Raw genomic sequence first — 18,184 nt, 5'->3', positions numbered from 1 at the left:
GCTTATGCTCTGTTCAGATAACACACCTTTATGTTATTTTGTTGTAATTCTTTCAATATGAATCACTAAGTAAACCAATTCATCTTCTGAGATTTTCCACTGATAGTCCCTCTCTAGCATCTCTTTAATAATCAGTCCGCAAGCATAACTTTTCATATACCTTTCTTGAATAAGTTCTCTAATCTGTTTATCCATTTTTAAAGATTCTTGACTATTTTTTTGTCGAATAATGAAATAACGAATATGAGTAATAAATCGTGAATAATCGGCAGTCGTTTTATCCAGAATAGTGTCAAAGATTGTCTGCACACTTTTAACAATTTTTTTGATAACCTCAGTAATTTGTAAGGTATCGACCATATTTGGCTGATCGATTTGTGCATTGACAAAATGCAGAGCAATAAAAGAAGCTTCTTCTGGCAGTAAGGTTACGCCCATTTCGTTTTGAACAATTTCCAATGCTTTTTTACCTATTTGATATTCCTTATAGTATAAATGAGGAACTTCCCACTTGATAGGATTATCATTTTCTTGGATAGAATATATTGAAAATGTCAGGTGATCTGCTAAAGAAAATAGTAGGCCTGTACCGAATTTTTGATTTAGAATTAGTTCACCTGATTCAATAATTCTAGCAGAAACGCTTAGAATTTCAGGTTGAAAATTGTCAATTTTATGATCCGTTTGTTCCTCTGCATTCGGAGTAAAAATCTTGCTAATTAAACTTTCATCGATTGAATCCCCTTGTCTCTTTTTAAACCCTATTCCTGTACCAAATAAAACTTTTTCATTTCCCATTTGATCTTGAACTAAAACAATATTATTATTCAGTGTTTTTACTACGATCATTATTCTCACCTCCTGAAAGACAAAAAAAAAACACCAAATCCTAAAACCAAGCTTCTTTCATGAATAACTTAAGAATCACTTCGTTTTTTAACTTGGTGGTGCCTGACTATGGATCAGTAACACTCCTGCATCTGTGAACCCATGTTACTATATAAATTTTTAAATGTCAACCCTTACATTCCACCTATTACAAGGAAATATTGGGTACAACATAGTACATTCAACCTGTATTTACCTAAATGTTTTGGACAGTATACGATTAGTGAGGATTGGACAGAAGTGTTTAACTCCGATCCTCGAAGCATGGGAAATCGTCTGTTCCTACCGTTTATTTAGATATGTCTCAGGGGCTCCTTTACTAGATTATAGCGAACAATCTGTCCGTATTTCTAGTATAGGAGCCATATTCTTTTTTTCCCTATGGTATCAGTTAATTTAGGGACAAACGAAACACAAGTAGGGCAAGTTTTTCTACCAATATAAATAATGCTTCCTTCACGCAAATTATTTATAGAATTTGGATGAATTACAGAAAAATTACTTACATTTTTCTGATAAGAAAACATAGTCCCTCTGAATAATATGATACCAAAAATTCCAAGTAGAAAAATTATACCTATATAAATGAAAAGATTTTTATTTCTATTCATAGAAAACTCCTTTGGTTAATAAATATCGCTTATCTATAATTATCAATTAAATATCAAATGATTATATAATCATTTGATATTTAATTGATTCTATTTCGCAATATATTAAAGACCAAAAGTGTTGCTACAACTAAGGCTACTAATTATACCAACGCCTTTTCACAAATCAAGCACTTCTATCGCTGGGTATAACTACTACTTAGGCTAAGCGCTCTTATGTAAACTAAATTATTATAATTAAGCTATCTCATATTTTATAATAGAATCTTTAAAAATATTAGCACTCAAATTATTTATTGTTTGAATAAATGGCATCCCACTAATGTTTCTGCTTTTTAAAGGTATTTAAATCTTCTTAGGTTAGTACTATTAATCATTAAAATGAAAAAAGACTACGTGATTAACCGTAGTCATGAAAATTAATCTCTAGGCAATTTTAGCAAATTATCATTTGGTGTATCATTCGGTTCAGATCGAACATATCGCTGTCCATTTCTCATTGCAAGGATTAATTTAGGATATGGAGGAATGTTAACATCAACAGTATTTCCGCCTTTTATAAAATCATAAATTGATTCTTTTGAGTAATATGCGGGTTTTTTGACACCAGTCAAATAAATATCTTTAATTTCTGTAACATCATTTGAAAAACCTTTTGAATCATTCATCCTAATTCTTGTAGCTCTGGCCATTATACAACATTCCCTCCTGTTTTATATATCAATAATACACTACATAATTGAAATAACAAAGTTTAAAAATGTGGATATTTTAAGAGAGTGTAAAATATTTTGTGTAAATAGAAAAAAGGAAGTCCCTTCTGTAGAATAGAGTTACCACAACACATTCACAGAATTCCGCGCGACCGCAACGGCGAGTTCAAGCAACAGACTGTTCCTGCTTATAGACGGACGAATGATACCTTAGAGGAGACCGTCATTCACCTCTTCCGAAAAGGTATTACCATGTCGGAAATCGCAGACTGAAGAAGTAAATGCATTTAAAGTTAGAACTCTAAATGATAAGTATGTCGCTATTTTCATGGATGCTACTTATATTCCTTTAAAACGGCAAACCGTCTCCAAAGAAGCAATCTATATTGCCATTGGTATACGAGAAGACGGCACTAAAGAAGTACTAAGTTATGCGATTGCTCCGACTGAATCGACCTACGTTTGGAATGAGTTGTTACAGGACATTTACTCCAGAGGGGTTCATGATGTCTTACTGTTTATTACCGATGGCTTAAAAGGCATGAAAGATACGATTCACCAGATTTATCCTAAAGCTAAATACCAACATTGCTGTGTTCACGTTTCCCGTAATATTGCTCATAAAGTACGTGTCAAAGATCGAAAAGAAATCTGTGATGATTTTAAGGCTGTTTATCAAGCTAGCTCAAAGGAAGAGGCAAATACCTTTTTAGGGAGTATGATTGAGAAGTGGCAGAAAACTTATCCTAAAGTGACGCAGTCACTGATAAAAAATCAAGATTTATTGACTTTTTATGAGTTTCCGCCTGGTATCCGCCGAAGCATTTACTCAACTAATTTAATCGAATCTTTCAATAAACAAATCAAGAAATACAGCCGCAGAAAAGAGCAGTTTCAAAATGAAGAATCACTAGAGCGTTTCCTAGTATCCATCTTTGATACATACAATCAAAAATTCTTAAATAGAAGCCATAAAGGCTTCCAACAAGTGACGGATACATTAGCTTCAATGTTTACTGAGTAACCCATTATTTTGCAGAAGGACGAGTTATTTACACAAAATTATTGACGCTCCCGGTTGGTACAACAAGAATTGCAGTAGCATAGTCACCATTGATGAAACTACTTAATGATTAAATTGAGCAATTTCTCAAATAGCACAAACTGCTCTTCATAAAACGAAAAGCAGTTCATAATGTATTTAGATATTTCATTGTGCTATTGACCAGAAACACACTATTTAAGGTACCTTTCTCTTTTCGCTGAGATTCACCAACTTCAATTGCACAAAAAAGCGTGAGCACAAGGCTCACACTTTTTCTAGTTGACTATCCTAAAAATTCGAAAACATCTTTACGATCATACAATTTCAAGATTTTTTCAAATAAGATTTGACCTACGAAAGCAGCTACGATTGGTACAACAAACCAGCTGATTAATATTAGAATAATACTCAAACCGGCGTCCAATGAAGCCAACGGACCTACCAACCCTACCAAACCGAAACCAGCAGAAGCAGGAGTCCCTGAGACTGAGAATAACGCTACTGGAATTGCTGAGATGATAGCGGTGAATAGACATGGCACCAAGATAATTGGTTTCCTAAACAAGTTTGGCATCATCATTTTCATAGCACCCAATGCGATGGCCAAAGTAACCCCTGGTTTGTTGACTTTCCAAGAGTTAACTACCAAGACAACTGTTGTTGCGGCAACACCCATAGCGGCTGCACCAGCAGAAACACCGTTCAATTGAATTGCCATACCAATGGCAACTGTAGAGATCGGTGAGATAATCAAGAAAGCAAAGGAACATGCAATCAAGATTGACATCAAAATTGGTTGCAAAGTAGTAAAGGTATTAATTAAGTCACCGATAGCGGCAGTAATCTTGGTTACGTAAGGATATAAATAATAGCCGATTAGACCAGCGCCGATACCAACAACGATTGGTGTTGCAACAATTGCCACGGACCCAAATTTTTCGCCGATCAACAAGATCATGCCGACAGCGATTGATGCAGTAATCATGGTATTGATGATGTCTCCGGTACCAGCACCGATATAAGTAGCTGTGTCAGGATTGAATTTCACAACACCGGAGCCAACGAAAGCTGCACCGGCAACTACTAACATTTGCATTGGTTTGAAGCCAAACTGCACCGCAATCAAAGCGCCAATCAATAGTGGAGTAGCTAGTTGGAAAATAACTGCCATTTGTGTGATCGTTACTGCTAAGGTATTTTCACTAAATAATTTCAAAATTGCTGCCAATACCGCGTTAGGAATCAACCCTACGATGATCCCCGTTGCGGTACCCGCTAATACTTTATTTAAAAATATTTTTGGAGTTAATTTTTCTTCCATTTTCTCATCCTCTTTCTAATGATTACTATTTTGCTCCTAGAATTTCTTCTTTACTATGAACCAGTTGCGTTAAGAAATCACAGTAAGGAGTTACTACTCCATATTTTTTACCTTTACGAGAAATGGCTCCGTTGATGTAGTCAATCTCGGTCAAACGGTTATTTTTTATCAAGTCTTGGTGCATCGATGGGAAATGCATACCAATCGTAGTCGGGTCAAAACAAGTTTCTACATGTTCGATTACTTCGGGAATGTCTAAGTTGACGTTTTCTTTGGCAGCAACAGCTGCAAATTCGTTAACAATAGTCACTACCATGTCATGAGCAGGTTTGGTTGCACCAAGCCCCGCCATATTGACGTCTAAAATCGTGCATAAGCCATTCATCGTACCATTGACACAAGCTTTACGATAAATTGAATAATGAATGTTGTCGGAATATTTGGCATTTAAACCAGACGCGGACAAAGTTTCCGCCAATTTTTTCGCTGATTCTTCTTGGCCAATACCTAGATTTTGCAATTCAACAGACCCGCTGCCAAATAATTTAGCCTTGCCGGGACCTTCTAGACCAGCAGTCCACATGGTGTTGCCGATAAAGATTTTTTCCATCGGTACGAATTTTTCGATTACGTCTTCATGACCGATACCGTTTAAAAGACACAAAACTTCTGTGTGATCAGCAATTAATGGTTTAACATCCTGCAGCATTTTTTCCAACTGCATTGCCTTCGTGAATAAGATAATCAAATCAAATTGCTCACCAGTGGGCACCTCATTCTGATTAACAATTGGGACTTTAACAGTAATTTCTTCGCCATTATAATTAGCCTTCAATCCGTTTTCTTTGATGGCATTGATATGCTCCTGCCAGCCGTCGATTAGCAAAACATCGTTACCACCTTGTTTCAACATCAGTCCGAACCGGGAACCCATCGCGCCGGCCCCTGCAATTGCAATTTTCATAAATAAAAGCCTCCAAACTTAATTTATAATAAGTGAACATTTTCACATTTCTCATTATAGAGTTTTCATTCGGAAACTTCAAGTAGGAGAGTGTAAAACTTGCGACCATGCTTTTATAAATACTTAATTAGATTCTCTTTTTAAAAATGAATGCTGATCCTAATACCATTAATGAACCTAGGACAGACAATGCAATATTTTCTGTTTCTCCTGTTTTTGGTAAAACTTTCATTCTTCCGTCTGAACCTTTAACCGTTACTGTTCCGTCTTTTTGAACGTCTGCTCCAATTTCTTTAGCTTCAACGGTTCTGTTGCAAAGTTTTCCAAAAAATCTATTTTAGTGTAAAATTGAGAAAAAAGACAGAGAAGACAGAGTAATGAATCATTTTAAAGGCAAACAATTCAAAAAAGACGTCATTATTGTCGCTGTTGGTTACTACCTGCGTTACAATCTAAGCTATCGTGAAGTTCAGGAATTGTTATATGATCGTGGAATAAATGTTTGTCATACTACGATTTATCGTTGGGTGCAAGAGTACAGCAAAGTCCTCTATGATCTTTGGAAGAAGAAAAATAGACAATCCTTCTATTCATGGAAAATGGACGAAACCTATATCAAAATTAAGGGACGTTGGCATTATCTTTATCGTGCAATTGATGCGGACGGCTTAACCTTAGATATCTGGTTACGAAAGAAACGGGATACGCAAGCAATTGTGACCGATAAAGCACCTTCTCTTGGCTCCGCCTTTAGAAAGTTACAGAGTGTGGGTTTATATACTAAGACAGAGCACCGAACTGTGAAGTATCTTAACAATTTAATAGAACAAGACCATCGACCTATTAAACGACGGAATAAATTTTATCAAAGTCTCCGTACAGCCTCTTCCACGATTAAGGGCATGGAGACCATTCGAGGAATATATAAAAAGAACCGAAGAAATGGAACGCTCTTCGGCTTTTCGGTGTCTACTGAAATCAAGGTATTAATGGGAATACCAGCCTAAGATATTTGGAGTTCAGAGAGGGCGCGTTTGATTTTCAAACTTTGCAACAGAACCCTTCACTTTATCGACAAACGCTATAACAAACGGATTCATTTGTAATTCATTTTCATGCGCATAATTTATTTCTGCTGTAAAAATTGGTACATTACTGGGCACCATTCCTAAAACTGACGCAGAAATCATTAAAATAGCACATACTTTTTTCATTTCGATTCAAACTCCTTCACATTTTTTAGTCTTTTAAATAAATACTAATACACCTATCACATTTATAACTCTATATTTTTTTTACACTTCAAAAAAATTATGCGGACAATCGTAGTTACTCTTATAACAAGCTATTCTTCTTATTAAAAAATTACAAGCGTTTACTATTCATTTTTTTATAGAAAATATGAATACAAAAAAACAACTATTCGTTTTATAAGAATAGTTGTTTTTGATATTAATTGTTAAACCCTTTTTTTCTCAAAAATCCACTTTTTCATGTAATACTGTACTTTTTTTGTCATCTTTCCTTAAAGCATCTAATTTGTTTAATTTATCATCAATTACCTAGTAGTTATCAATAACTTAAATCTACTCTTCTATTATTCCCGTTTATTTAAACTCATTTCGAAAATACTTATAAAAACAAGAATTACAACAAATTAATTAGCATAGTTAATTTGTTGTGTTTCCACCATTGGATAAACAATTAAGCTATCCTTCTCTAAATTTTCCTTATTCATATCCACAGCAGTAATTTGACTATTGTCATACGTACGATAGTAATAAATTCCCTTTTCCAGGTTACAACATGAAGAATAAATCGTATACTCATATTTTTCATCACCAACATCACACAATCCTTTTTGTTGTTCGACAGAACTTAAAATATGAAAAAATTGGCTAATACTTTCATATTCTGAACTTCTTGATACAGAATTTAACTTAGTAAAAGTTGCTTTTACAAATCTAGATACTGATGATAAATCTCCTGGCAACCCAATACCACCCATTCCTCTACTATAAATATCTAACTCTATTTGATCTGAAAAATTATTTTTTGGAGTTCTAGTTGAAAGTACACGATAATTGTTTAAATTAAATAATTGGTAATCAAATGTTGGGTTATTTGTTAATACGCCTACAGGATTATCAAATACACGTAAGCCTTCTTTCGTGCTTTCAACCACAATAGATTGCTCTTTATCAGCCAACAGCCAATGGAGAGGGGATAACGGAAGTTCATCACTAAAATTAATATTTACTAAATTAAGATTCTTCAATAATTTTTTTGCTTCATCTACAGTAGAGCATTGGCCCAATACCCAAGGAATAAACTCAAATGGAGAAACATTTTCTGGTTCTGTTGCAAAGTTTTAAATCTACTATCAAATAAGGTAGAATAATAGAAAAAGATAGCAGGAGGAATGACGGTGAATCATTTTAAAGGAAAGCAATTTCAGCAGGATGTGATTATTGTAGCCGTGGGCTACTATCTTCGTTATAACCTTAGCTATCGTGAAGTTCAAGAAATCTTATATGATCGTGGCATTAACGTTTCTCATACGACGATTTATCGTTGGGTGCAAGAATATGGCAAACTACTCTATCAAATTTGGAAAAAGAAAAATAAACAATCCTTTTATTCATGGAAAATGGATGAAACGTACATCAAAATTAAAGGAAAATGGCATTATTTGTATCGAGCCATCGATGCAGATGGTTTAACCTTGGATATTTGGTTACGTAAAAAACGGGACACACAAGCAGCCTATGCTTTTCTTAAGCGGTTAGTGAAGCAGTTTGATGAACCGAAGGTTGTAGTCACAGATAAAGCCCCCTCTATTACAAGTGCCTTTAAGAAACTAAAAGAATACGGCTTTTATCAAGGGACAGAACATCGTACCATTAAATACCTGAATAATTTGATTGAACAAGACCATCGTCCAGTAAAGAGACGCAATAAATTCTATCGAAGTTTACGCACTGCCTCTACCACGATTAAAGGCATGGAAGCCATTCGAGGATTATATAAGAAAACCCGAAAAGAAGGTACTCTCTTCGGGTTTTCGGTCTGTACTGAAATCAAGGTATTATTGGGAATCCCAGCTTAAATCATAGATACCGTAAGGGATTTTATTCTTTATTTAAAACTTTGCAACAGAACCATTACCATCTTTCTTCAGCGCGTTCAGCCGAAAATCATGTTGCCCATCATCATTGTTATCGGCTGCGCCTCAGGCTATTTACCTGTGGAAGGTTTCTTGTCTTTAGGACGGACTCTGGGCTTCTTCCCTTTCTTTTATTGTGGCTACTTAATGGATATTCAAAAGCTACAAACCTTTTTAGATCATCGCAAACTCAAATGGGCAGCGATAGGCGTAATTTTAAGCTCCTTTTTATTTGTAAATAGTCAATGGTCATTGGCAACGAAATTTTGGGGCTTCTTAACTGGTTGGGCTTCCTACGCTGAAATTAGTCCGGCCTTTGAATACAGTAGTTTCATTCAGCTGTTCTTTTACGTTGCTGCAGCATTGGTGTCTCTTTCTTGGTTTGCATTATTGCCGAAACGAAAGTTACCTTTAAGCGCCCTCGGAAAAGATACCCTCTACCCTTATCTCTTGCATATGCCCTTAATTATTCTGTTGGAAAGTGGTTTGCAATTAGACACACTCTTTAAAGAATGGTTTACTTTCCGAATCCTGGCACTTTTCTTCTTAGCCCTCTTCATTTTAGCTATTACGAATATGCCTGTGGTGAAACGGGGAGCGGATTATCTTTTTAATCCAATTGCGTATGTGTTGCCAAAACAATGGTTAAAAGTTAAATAAAAAAAGAAGAGCGTGGGACAAAAATCACTTTGGATTTTTGCTCCACGCTCAAAAACTGTTAAACGGCGAGAGTTGCAATGTTTCACTGTGAAGCATGAACAGATGAAATCATCGTACCTACTTGGTTTTTGGAGCTAAACACTTTTATCTCAGATTTTTTTCAACTATTGAAACAATCCTTTAATTTTATCAAACAAACCATCGGTCGTTGTATCAGCTAACATCGCTGTAATTTTATGATAGTGTTCGCCTAATTCATCTTTATGTTCTTCAATGAATTGTTGCGCATGTTCCACGTTACCTTCTCCAATTAAATCTTTTGCTTTTTGAACTAATTCTTCTACGTTCATTTTCACACGTCCTTTGATTAAATAGTTAACAATAAGTGTTTCACTCATTGCGTTTTCTCCTATTTATCGTATCGTGGGATCCTTTGATTTGCAAGAAATTTTCAGTAAATTGACGGTTCTGATTTTGGGTTTTTAAAAGACAAAAATTGCAAAAAAAGCTGTTTTCGAAAATCGAAAACAGCTTTTTTACTTTACTTCGCTAAACGATAAATCGCATCTGCATAAATAGCAGCTGCTCGGAATAAGTCATCTAATTCCATAAATTCGTTGGCTTGGTGCATTGTGTCTGTGTAGCCAGGGAACATTGCGCCATAGGCAACACCACGTTTTAATAAGCGGCCATAAGTACCGCCACCAATGATTTGTTCTTGGCCTTTTTCGCCTGTATGGTCTTCGTAAACTTGTAGTAACGTTGCCACCAATGGATCATCAACTGGTACATAATGCGGTTCTTGGTTGCGATCTCCTTGTGTTGCAGTGACCGTTTCACCGACTGTTGCTTGAACTTTTGCTTGTAATTCTTCTGCTGAAGTTCCTTTTGGATAGCGGAAGTTTAATGTTACTAAGCTATTTTCAGGATTTTCTGGATCAAAGTTAACAATCCCAGCGTTCATTGTCAATTTACCCATTTTTTCGTCTTCAAAAGCCACACCTAATTTTTCGCCATAAAAATCTTCATGGATAAATTCAGCAATGGTATTAATAAAGCTGTATGCGCCTTCTGCAAAGCTGTAATCATTTAAGAAAGTTGCCAAGAAAGTCGCTGCGTTAATTCCAGATTGTGGGCTAGCACCGTGAGCACCTTTACCAACTACATGGAAAGTCACTGTTTTATCTGAAAGTTCTGCGTTACCTGAAATTTTTGCTTCTTGTTTGATGAATGTTTCAAAGCTAGCAGCTAGTGAAGCCGCTTCGTCTGCTGAAGCAGCCGTTACAACAGCATCTGCTGTTCCCGGAACCATGTTTTCACGTAAGCCAGATTTGAAGCTTTCTAATTTATAATCAGCACCGTTACCGCCTCGGAAAGTTAAACGAATCGTCACATTTCCTTTTTCCCCATTAATAATTGGGAACTCAGCATCTGGTGAGAAACCAAAGTCTGGCGCTTCTTCATGTTGGAAATAGTAATCCATATCACCCCAGCCGCTTTCTTCGTCACTTCCTACTACGAAACGGATTTTTTTAGACACGGGTAAGCCTAATTCTTTGATAATTTTCATTGCGTAATAAGCAGCCATACTTGGGCCTTTATCATCGCTTGCACCACGTGCATAAATTTTGCCATCTTTAATGACTGGTTCATAAGGATCTGTTTCCCAACCATCACCAGCAGGAACAACGTCCATATGACCAAAAATCCCTAACGTTTCGTCGCCTTCACCATATTCAATGTGTCCAGCGTAATTGTCGACATTTTTCACCGTAAAGCCATCACGTTCACCATACGCTAACATGTGTTTTAAGCCAGCAACTGGTCCAGGTCCAAAGGGCGCTTCAGGTGTTGCTTGTGCATCATCACGTTCACTGTTGATCCGTAATAAGTTTTGTAAATCTTCTAATAAGTCGTCTTTACGTGCTTCGACTTCTTTTGTCCAATCAATTGTCATTTGTTGTCACTCCTATTCATAAAGTTCTACATAGTCAATCATACCATTTTATGCAGAAAAAGAAAGAAACCCGACACTATTTTTCGAGAAAATTTTTATCTTTTCCGCAGAAAGGGCTGGGTTTTTGTTTATTTTAATTGAGGTATGATTGTTTAGGTTGTAGTTGTTGCAATTCGGCTTCTGTTAAGGGCCGATATCCCCCTAGTTCTAACGTTTCATCCAACCATAGTTCGCCCATTCGTAATCGTTTTAAATACGTCACAGGTTTGCCTACAGTGGCTAACATCCGTTTGACTTGATGGAATTTCCCCTCTTGAATCACTAAACGGACTACGGAAGTCCCTTCTTCCTCATTGATCGTCTCAATGACTAAACGACTTGGTTTAACCATTTCTCCATCTTTCAAGGCAAATCCTTGCGCAAACAGTTGACAATCTTCCGCTGTCACAAGTCCTTCAACTTCAGCTAAATATTCTTTATCCACATGCTTTTTGGGTGATAATAATTGATGCGCTAACTGGCCATCATTTGTTAATAGAAGCAAGCCTTCGGTATCTTTATCCAAGCGACCAACTGGGAACAAGTCGGCACGGTAATCCTGATCAGTTAACAAGTCAATTACCGTTTCATCTCGCTGATCTTCCGTCGCAGAAATGACACCTTGTGGTTTATGCAACATGTAATAAAAGAATTTCTGATACGTAAGAATTTCTCCCATCAAGGCAATTTGATCTGTTTCTTCATTTACTTGTGTTTTGGCTTCTTTTACGACGTCACCATTCACCGTAACGACTTTTTTCTTTAACAATTGTTTGATTTCTTTACGACTACCGATACCAACATCGGCTAAAAATTTATCTAAACGCATCGTCATTCCTCTTTCCTTTAAAAAAATAGCTTGGGACATAAATCGAATCGATCGATGTCTCAAGCCTTGTCTCTTAAGAGAATCTGCTGAAAGGAGTTCAATCAGCTATTATTTAATATTGAATTTTGCACGTAATTTTGCGGCATTTTTCCCTAATAAACGATCAGCTAAGCGAATCTTCAAGACCGAATAGCCATAAAAAGCGCCTCCTGCAGCAGCCACAATTACAACGATAATGAAGGCTTGGAAACGTCTAGTTGGATCTAAAAATAGATACAAGAACTGACGGAAAATCAAAGCGATAATCATCATGATGACTGTAATACAGAACATTAACAATGTTCGCCGTAAGGTTAATTTGTAATTAAAACGTGTCACTTGACGAATTCTTCTTAGAATCAATACGCAAGAAACCGTAAAGCCAATCATCGTTGCTAATAACGGACCGTAAACTTCAAATAAACGGATTGCGGGGAATTGCACGATTAATTTCACTGCTAAACCAATTCCTAAATAACGCATTGCATCACGATTTTCATACATCCCCATCAACATATTTGACACTAACATATACAAGCCCAAGAATAAACTAGCGTAACAAGCTTGCACTAATAAAGAAGTACCTAAAGCATCTGGCATGTAAAAAACAGTGTATAGTGGTTGCGCTAAAACAATCATACCGAACGTTGCTGGCAACATTACAAACACAAAAAGTTGTAAATTATTACTAATCAAACGCGCTAATTCACGGTGATTTTTTAAGGTGACCGCTTCTGTAATTAACGGTAATCCAGTAGCCGAAATCGAAGTCGCTAAAGCCACGACAATCATGGTTAATTTGTCCGGATTGGCATTAAAAATACCGAAAAGCTCTCGTAATTGGGTATCTGAATAATCCGTAAACAAACGCATAAAGTTTGAGAAAGTAAACTGATCGACAAGTTTAAAGACAGTCACTCCTGAGCCGACTACGATAAAAGGAATCGCCTCTTTAAAAGTTTCAATCAATAACTCTTTTGGAGCAATTTCATGTTCATTGGCGCTGTGTTCTTCTAAATAATCAAATAATGGTTTTTGTTTGTACATGTAATAACCTAAAACCGCAAAACTTGCGAGCATCCCAATAAATGCCGCAAAAGTGGCTTGGGTCACCGCTGTAACGTAATTACCTTCAAAGACTTTCATGATAATAAAAGCAGTTAATAACATGTAAAAAACTCGTGCTACTTGTTCAACAATTTGTGATAAAGCAAAGGGCATCATTTCTTGATTTCCTTGGAAATAACCGCGAATGACACTCATGCTTGGGAAAACTAAAACGGCTAAACTTAATGAACGCATTGTTGGAACTAATTCAGGTCCTCCGCCAGACAAAGCTGCTAATGCCGGAGATGCCAAATACATCACAATAGCAAAAACCACACCTAAGCCACCCATTAGTTGTAAGGCACGATAAAAAAGCTGTCGACTAATTTTATATTCGTTCAATGAATTATAATGCGAGGTCTGCTTGGCAATCGCACCTGGAATTCCGGCGGTAGAGATCATTAGGAATAAGGCATAAATCGTATACCCCATTGAAAACAAACTGTTCGCTTCGTTTCCGTGCTCGCCCATCCAAGCGTACCAGGGGATGATGTAAATCGCCCCTAACATGCGGGAGATAATATTACTAGCTGTCATCCAAGCTGAGCCTTTGACCATTTTTTCTTGGTTCGTCAGGATTGGTTGATCAACTGAATTTGGTTGATTGATCATTTTGTCCTCCAATATTCTTTGAGTATGCTTTCTTTATTTTAATTGTTCATCTTGGGATATGCAACGACTTTCTCGAAGAATTATCCTATTTTAACATTTCTCATGGATTTTCTCACGCTAACGAGATGGTTTTTTTAAAAGAAAAATAATGCTATAATGACATCAGTTTTGAAATTTCGTTGAAACGTTTGGAGGCAAAAAAAGTGACGATTTCATTATTCGCAATTCGCGATTGCTTAGAAAAAGAAGATTTATTAAAAGAATTTATTTCACCAGAAGGCTGGCACTTGACCCTTTCCGACACGTTAGGTCAACGAGAAGTAACGGCTCTTTCTTACGATTCGAGAGACGTAACAGCAGAAACACTCTTTTTTTGTAAAGGATTAAACTTTAAAGAAATCTATTTAGAAAATGCTGTAAAAGACGGCCTAGAAATCTATGTTTCTGAGGTGCCTTATGAGGTTCCGGCGCAACTAGGAATTATCGTGACTGACATTAAAAAAGCAATGGCTGTGTTAAGCATGGCTTTTTATGATTATCCACAAAATAAATTAAAACTGATTGGCTTTACTGGAACCAAGGGTAAAACAACAGCGGCTTATTTCACCAAATATATTTTAGATGTTGCTACACAACAAAAAACAGCCTTGCTTTCTACCATGAATTCGACATTAGATGGCAAAACATTCTTTAAATCTGCCTTGACTACACCCGAATCTTTGGACTTGTATCGAATGATGGCAACCGCTGTTGCTAACGGGATGACTCATTTTATTATGGAAGTTTCTTCCCAAGCCTACAAAACTAATCGTGTCTACAAGTTATTTTTTGATGTCGGCATTTTTTTAAACATTACCCCCGACCATATCAGTCCAATTGAACATCCAACCTTTGACGATTACTTTTATTGCAAACGTCAATTGATTACACATTCTAAAGTCATTGTGTTGAATCACGAAGCTGATTATTTTCCATTACTTAAAGAAACCGCACAACAGCAAAAAGTCCCTGCCATTGTCTATGGCAGTCAGCCAGCTTCAGAAGTTGACTATTCATTCGCTGTTTCTTCAGATGATTCCTTACGTTTTATCGTTGAAAGTCCTGCAGATGCGTTAGGATTGGCCGGCTCTTATCACCTTCGTTTAGGTGGTGATTTTAACAAAGGTAATGCGTTAAGCGCGGCGATCGCTAGTGTCCTTGTGGGAGCTTCAAAAGAAGAGTGTCAACAAGGGATCGCAGCAACCACCGTCCCTGGCCGGATGGAATCTTTAACGAATACCAACGGTGCAACCGTCTATGTTGATTACGCTCATAACTATGACAGTTTGAAGAATCTTTTAACCTTTGTCCGTGAAGAACATCCTGACGGCCGCTTAATTGTTCTTGTCGGTAGTACGGGAGACAAAGCGATTTCTCGCCGCAAAGACTTTGGTAGGGTTCTTTCTGAATTGGCTGATGTTGCAGTCCTAACAACCGATGACCCAGCCAGTGAAGATCCAGCAAAAATTTGCCAAGAAATCCAAGCCCATATTACCAAAGAAATGCCTGTTTACACCGTTTTAGATCGTGGCGAAGCAATTGCTCACGCATTATCTTTAAGCACAACGGCTGATGATGCGATTGTCTTAGCTGGTAAAGGTGCCGACCTTTATCAAAAAGTAAATGGCGTAGATGAACCTTACGCAGGAGACTTTGCCCTTGCGGAAGCTTTCATTAATAAAAAGAACTAAATTATTTAAACACACATGAAAAAACAAGCTGCAACCACTTATCAGCAAAGTTGCAGCTTGTTTTTTAAAGAACTTCTTTTATTTTCGTTACTTCTTCTTCTGATAAGCCATGACCGCCATCCACTAGTAAAAAGTCGACTGGAAAATGTTTCTTTAATTGGTTAGCTAAAGAAAGAACTTGTCCCGGAATACTCAACTCATCCTGAGCCCCTGTTGTGACAATCACTTTTGTCGCAAACTCACCAGATACATATTGATAGCCTAAATTGCTTGGATGCAGTAAAATAACAGTGTTAGCAATAGTCGGGTTCTTTTCTAACAGGCCTAAAATAAAATTGGCACCGTTAGAGTACCCTATAAAAATAACTTCATCGTATAACTTTTGCGGTTGCCAAACTTCTTCTAGAAACGCCGTCACTCGCTCATCAAAGTTAGCACGAGGTAATGCTCCATTGACTAATGGCGCAAAAAAGCGTCGCTGTTCGCCTACACCTTCTGTCCCTAAGTAACTTAGAACACTCGCTTCTGGATAAAGGGTTGCGATGGTGGTTAATAATTGATATTCATTGCCACCAGTACCATGGAAAGCGACAACTAATTGATTAGGTTTCGACCCTTTTTGAAAAAATTGTTTCATTTAATAAACCTCCAAGAAAGGAATTTTACTATGTATGCACAAATTCATCATATCTCTATTTTAAATCGATTGATAAAGCCTACATTTGACTTCTATCATAATACACTGGGATTAAAATTACTAATGAAAACGATCAACCAAGATGATCACACCATGTATCACTTATTTTTCTCAGATAATGAGCAACGAACAGGTACCGAATTAACTTTTTTTGAATTGAATGATGGCCAAGATCAATCCTTTGGGACAAATACGATTGAACGAACTATTTTAAAAGTACCAACGCGCGCCTCTTTGGATTTTTGGGCAGAACGTCTTGAGCAAGCGGGTATCTGCCACTATGGTGTGGAAACATTTAACCAACACCCAATTTTGCGTTTTGAAGCGCCCGATAATACGCAAATGGCGCTTGTTCCGTTACGTGAATTTGAAAATGCGGAAGATTATTTTCCAGCTGAGCATGCTGAAATTCCAGTAGAACATGCAATTTTAGGCATTGATGCAATTCAATTACGCGTCCAATATGCCGCAGCTACCAAACAACCTTTAGTGGATTATTTACATTGGCATGAAAAAGAAACAGTACCTTTTTTTGAAACTGCACATGAAGTAACCGTTCTGGAAAATCATCATCCACAGTTTTATCAAGAGGTGCATATCATTGATGACCGTACCAATCCGCTTGCCATTGAAGGAATTGGTGGCGTTCATCACGTCGCCTTTGGGGTGGAAGATACGCAAGAATTAACGCAAGTTGATAGCCTGTTAGAGGAAAAGAATTTTACAAACTCAGGAATTAAAGACCGCGAATTTTTCAAATCATTGTATTTTAGAGAACCGAACCACTTGTTATTTGAAGTAGCCACACAAAAAGGCCTGCTAGATGCCGAAGCCTATGAAAATCAAAGCTCAAACTTTGATGAAATCCCCCTTTATTTGCCTCACTTTTTGGCAGATCAAAGAGAACGAATCGAAGCGATTTTAGCACAACAACGCCATGAGTAAACAAAAATAGCGGTTAGGACCGCTATTTTTGTTTTTTAATATCCTATTATTGCCCTTTTTTGAAAAAAAGGAGTACACTAATAGTAGATGAACTGCGCAAGGAGGTGAGTACATGTTATCTAAGGAAGAAGTTCTACACTTATTGAACGAAGCAAAAAAAGAAGTCGATCGTTTAGAAACAAACCGCCAAGAAGATTTAGGTAATTCAATCAACTATATTGAAAATGAATTACAGCTCCAACGTGTCTTATCTCAAGTGGAAGCTTATGAAAAAGTACTTGGTTAATTGATTACGCATTAAATGAGAGAGGAGCAACCAGATTCAGGTGAATGAATCTGGTTGCTCCTCTCTCATTTTTTACTAGACTAATTCGTAAGCAAGTTCTCGTGCAATAATTTTTGCGGTTATTTCAGCGATTTCTCCAGTAAAGCCAATGCATTGTTCCATATGCTCAGGTGAACCCATCGTCATTTTACTTGTCAAAATACTGCAGCAAACCACTCGATGCTTTTGTCGAAAACTTTGATGCAATTCGTTGGCTAAAGCCATCGTTTTATTTACTTGTTCTCCTTTGGCTTCTGTCCGACCAAAAAAGTAGCCCAGACACATAACCCCGCCTGAAAGAGCACCACAAATACACTTCGCTCCTCCAACACCTACAGGAAACCCAGAAGCCATGGCCACAGCTTCAATGGGAATCTCCGCATCGAAGTGTTGCCGAATGGTCGCCACAATCGCTTCCGAGCAATAAAAATCACCGTTACGATAATATGCTTCCGCTTCTTCCCTGATTGCTTGTAAACAAATTCTCTTTTTCAAAATGCCCTCCATTCTGTATCCGCTTTCATTTTATGAATAAA

Annotated in this window: 17 protein-coding genes and 3 pseudogenes; 7 read left to right on the top strand and 13 right to left on the bottom strand. The window is 37.0% G+C overall.

Features of this window, described 5'->3' with window-relative positions:
* Positions 1-33 precede the first annotated feature (33 nt).
* Both IGJ20_RS02145 and IGJ20_RS02140 read right to left on the bottom strand, forming a co-directional pair.
* Positions 34-849: a PRD domain-containing protein gene (locus IGJ20_RS02145; protein ID WP_002404695.1), complete on the bottom strand. Its 816-nt coding sequence runs from the start codon at positions 847-849 to the stop codon at positions 34-36.
* A 1,069-nt stretch (positions 850-1,918) separates the two neighbouring features.
* A complete protein-coding gene (locus tag IGJ20_RS02140; RefSeq protein ID WP_002358664.1) occupies positions 1,919-2,191 on the bottom strand; it encodes a DUF3892 domain-containing protein in 273 nt (90 codons plus the stop codon).
* A 159-nt stretch (positions 2,192-2,350) separates the two neighbouring features.
* Between IGJ20_RS02140 and IGJ20_RS02135 the strand changes: the two are divergent.
* A pseudogene (locus tag IGJ20_RS02135) lies at positions 2,351-3,236 on the top strand (IS256 family transposase); the annotation flags it as partial.
* Between the two features lie 304 nt (positions 3,237-3,540).
* Here the strand turns inward: IGJ20_RS02135 and IGJ20_RS02130 are convergent.
* The 3 genes from IGJ20_RS02130 to IGJ20_RS02120 form a co-directional block, all read right to left on the bottom strand.
* Positions 3,541-4,578 (bottom strand): PTS sugar transporter subunit IIC, encoded by a 1,038-nt coding sequence (locus tag IGJ20_RS02130; protein WP_002358662.1) that lies wholly within the window; start codon positions 4,576-4,578, stop codon positions 3,541-3,543.
* Between the two features lie 25 nt (positions 4,579-4,603).
* Positions 4,604-5,542: a 2-dehydropantoate 2-reductase gene (locus tag IGJ20_RS02125; protein ID WP_002335374.1), complete on the bottom strand. Its 939-nt coding sequence runs from the start codon at positions 5,540-5,542 to the stop codon at positions 4,604-4,606.
* A 127-nt stretch (positions 5,543-5,669) separates the two neighbouring features.
* Positions 5,670-5,774, bottom strand: coding sequence for an LPXTG cell wall anchor domain-containing protein (locus IGJ20_RS02120; RefSeq protein ID WP_223603194.1), 105 nt, complete (start codon positions 5,772-5,774; stop codon positions 5,670-5,672).
* 145 nt (positions 5,775-5,919) lie between these two features.
* Here IGJ20_RS02120 and IGJ20_RS02115 point away from each other — a divergent pair, with 145 nt between their 5' ends.
* The gene (locus tag IGJ20_RS02115) at positions 5,920-6,549 is read left to right on the top strand and encodes an IS6 family transposase (protein WP_002358659.1); all 630 of its coding nucleotides are present in this window, start codon (positions 5,920-5,922) and stop codon (positions 6,547-6,549) included.
* A gap of 12 nt (positions 6,550-6,561) precedes the next feature.
* Here the strand turns inward: IGJ20_RS02115 and IGJ20_RS02110 are convergent, their stop codons facing one another.
* A complete protein-coding gene (locus IGJ20_RS02110; RefSeq protein ID WP_002358658.1) occupies positions 6,562-6,756 on the bottom strand; it encodes a hypothetical protein in 195 nt (64 codons plus the stop codon).
* A 443-nt stretch (positions 6,757-7,199) separates the two neighbouring features.
* Positions 7,200-7,895 (bottom strand): annotated as a pseudogene (locus IGJ20_RS02105) (linear amide C-N hydrolase); the annotation flags it as partial.
* Between the two features lie 75 nt (positions 7,896-7,970).
* On the opposite strand from IGJ20_RS02105, the gene IGJ20_RS02100 reads away from it, so the two are divergent.
* Entirely contained in the window at positions 7,971-8,651 is a 681-nt protein-coding gene (locus tag IGJ20_RS02100) for an IS6-like element IS1216 family transposase (RefSeq protein WP_010713561.1), read from the top strand.
* Positions 8,652-8,705: 54 nt separating this feature from the next.
* A pseudogene (locus IGJ20_RS02095) lies at positions 8,706-9,368 on the top strand (acyltransferase family protein); the annotation flags it as partial.
* Positions 9,369-9,532: 164 nt separating this feature from the next.
* Here IGJ20_RS02095 and IGJ20_RS02090 read toward each other — a convergent pair.
* From IGJ20_RS02090 to IGJ20_RS02075, 4 genes are all read right to left on the bottom strand, one after another.
* The gene (locus IGJ20_RS02090; protein ID WP_002355504.1) at positions 9,533-9,766 is read right to left on the bottom strand and encodes a hypothetical protein; all 234 of its coding nucleotides are present in this window, start codon (positions 9,764-9,766) and stop codon (positions 9,533-9,535) included.
* A gap of 143 nt (positions 9,767-9,909) precedes the next feature.
* On the bottom strand, positions 9,910-11,325 hold the full coding sequence (pepV, locus tag IGJ20_RS02085) for a dipeptidase PepV (RefSeq protein ID WP_002358655.1): 1,416 nt from the start codon (positions 11,323-11,325) through the stop codon (positions 9,910-9,912).
* Positions 11,326-11,458: 133 nt separating this feature from the next.
* Positions 11,459-12,193 (bottom strand): pseudouridine synthase, encoded by a 735-nt coding sequence (locus IGJ20_RS02080; protein WP_002378008.1) that lies wholly within the window; start codon positions 12,191-12,193, stop codon positions 11,459-11,461.
* A gap of 108 nt (positions 12,194-12,301) precedes the next feature.
* Positions 12,302-13,951 carry a putative polysaccharide biosynthesis protein gene (locus IGJ20_RS02075; protein ID WP_002364837.1) on the bottom strand — a complete coding sequence of 550 codons (1,650 nt, stop codon included), beginning with the start codon at positions 13,949-13,951 and terminating at the stop codon, positions 12,302-12,304.
* 203 nt (positions 13,952-14,154) lie between these two features.
* On the opposite strand from IGJ20_RS02075, the gene IGJ20_RS02070 reads away from it, so the two are divergent.
* On the top strand, positions 14,155-15,681 hold the full coding sequence (locus tag IGJ20_RS02070; protein WP_002363136.1) for a UDP-N-acetylmuramoyl-L-alanyl-D-glutamate--L-lysine ligase: 1,527 nt from the start codon (positions 14,155-14,157) through the stop codon (positions 15,679-15,681).
* Between the two features lie 64 nt (positions 15,682-15,745).
* On the opposite strand, the gene IGJ20_RS02065 is transcribed toward IGJ20_RS02070, so the two are convergent.
* Positions 15,746-16,318, bottom strand: coding sequence for an alpha/beta hydrolase (locus IGJ20_RS02065; RefSeq protein ID WP_002358653.1), 573 nt, complete (start codon positions 16,316-16,318; stop codon positions 15,746-15,748).
* Positions 16,319-16,348: 30 nt separating this feature from the next.
* On the opposite strand from IGJ20_RS02065, the gene IGJ20_RS02060 reads away from it, so the two are divergent.
* Both IGJ20_RS02060 and IGJ20_RS02055 read left to right on the top strand, forming a co-directional pair.
* Positions 16,349-17,323, top strand: coding sequence for a ring-cleaving dioxygenase (locus IGJ20_RS02060; RefSeq protein ID WP_002361234.1), 975 nt, complete (start codon positions 16,349-16,351; stop codon positions 17,321-17,323).
* Between the two features lie 112 nt (positions 17,324-17,435).
* Positions 17,436-17,609: a hypothetical protein gene (locus IGJ20_RS02055; RefSeq protein ID WP_002355495.1), complete on the top strand. Its 174-nt coding sequence runs from the start codon at positions 17,436-17,438 to the stop codon at positions 17,607-17,609.
* Between the two features lie 75 nt (positions 17,610-17,684).
* Here IGJ20_RS02055 and IGJ20_RS02050 read toward each other — a convergent pair whose 3' ends face one another.
* On the bottom strand, positions 17,685-18,155 hold the full coding sequence (locus IGJ20_RS02050; protein ID WP_015543873.1) for a C-GCAxxG-C-C family protein: 471 nt from the start codon (positions 18,153-18,155) through the stop codon (positions 17,685-17,687).
* Between the last annotated feature and the right edge of the window lie 29 nt (positions 18,156-18,184).

The sequence above is a fragment of the Enterococcus sp. DIV0294 genome (genome assembly GCF_050558155.1).
Lineage (GTDB): Bacteria > Bacillota > Bacilli > Lactobacillales > Enterococcaceae > Enterococcus > Enterococcus faecalis.
The sequence above is the reverse complement of the archived record's forward strand: the minus strand, read 5'-3'. Positions and strand labels throughout refer to the sequence as shown.

Excerpts from the sequence above, each read along its gene's own strand:
- IGJ20_RS02145 (WP_002404695.1), bottom strand. The coding sequence starts at position 849 with ATGATCGTAGTAAAAACACTGAATAATAATATTGTTTTAGTTCAAGAT.
- IGJ20_RS02140 (WP_002358664.1), bottom strand. The coding sequence starts at position 2,191 with ATGGCCAGAGCTACAAGAATTAGGATGAATGATTCAAAAGGTTTTTCA.
- IGJ20_RS02130 (WP_002358662.1), bottom strand. The coding sequence starts at position 4,578 with ATGGAAGAAAAATTAACTCCAAAAATATTTTTAAATAAAGTATTAGCG.
- IGJ20_RS02125 (WP_002335374.1), bottom strand. The coding sequence starts at position 5,542 with ATGAAAATTGCAATTGCAGGGGCCGGCGCGATGGGTTCCCGGTTCGGA.
- IGJ20_RS02120 (WP_223603194.1), bottom strand. The coding sequence starts at position 5,774 with ATGAAAGTTTTACCAAAAACAGGAGAAACAGAAAATATTGCATTGTCT.
- IGJ20_RS02115 (WP_002358659.1), top strand. The coding sequence starts at position 5,920 with ATGAATCATTTTAAAGGCAAACAATTCAAAAAAGACGTCATTATTGTC.
- IGJ20_RS02110 (WP_002358658.1), bottom strand. The coding sequence starts at position 6,756 with ATGAAAAAAGTATGTGCTATTTTAATGATTTCTGCGTCAGTTTTAGGA.
- IGJ20_RS02090 (WP_002355504.1), bottom strand. The coding sequence starts at position 9,766 with ATGAGTGAAACACTTATTGTTAACTATTTAATCAAAGGACGTGTGAAA.
- pepV (WP_002358655.1), bottom strand. The coding sequence starts at position 11,325 with ATGACAATTGATTGGACAAAAGAAGTCGAAGCACGTAAAGACGACTTA.
- IGJ20_RS02080 (WP_002378008.1), bottom strand. The coding sequence starts at position 12,193 with ATGCGTTTAGATAAATTTTTAGCCGATGTTGGTATCGGTAGTCGTAAA.
- IGJ20_RS02075 (WP_002364837.1), bottom strand. The coding sequence starts at position 13,951 with ATGATCAATCAACCAAATTCAGTTGATCAACCAATCCTGACGAACCAA.
- IGJ20_RS02065 (WP_002358653.1), bottom strand. The coding sequence starts at position 16,318 with ATGAAACAATTTTTTCAAAAAGGGTCGAAACCTAATCAATTAGTTGTC.
- IGJ20_RS02060 (WP_002361234.1), top strand. The coding sequence starts at position 16,349 with ATGTATGCACAAATTCATCATATCTCTATTTTAAATCGATTGATAAAG.
- IGJ20_RS02055 (WP_002355495.1), top strand. The coding sequence starts at position 17,436 with ATGTTATCTAAGGAAGAAGTTCTACACTTATTGAACGAAGCAAAAAAA.
- IGJ20_RS02050 (WP_015543873.1), bottom strand. The coding sequence starts at position 18,155 with ATGGAGGGCATTTTGAAAAAGAGAATTTGTTTACAAGCAATCAGGGAA.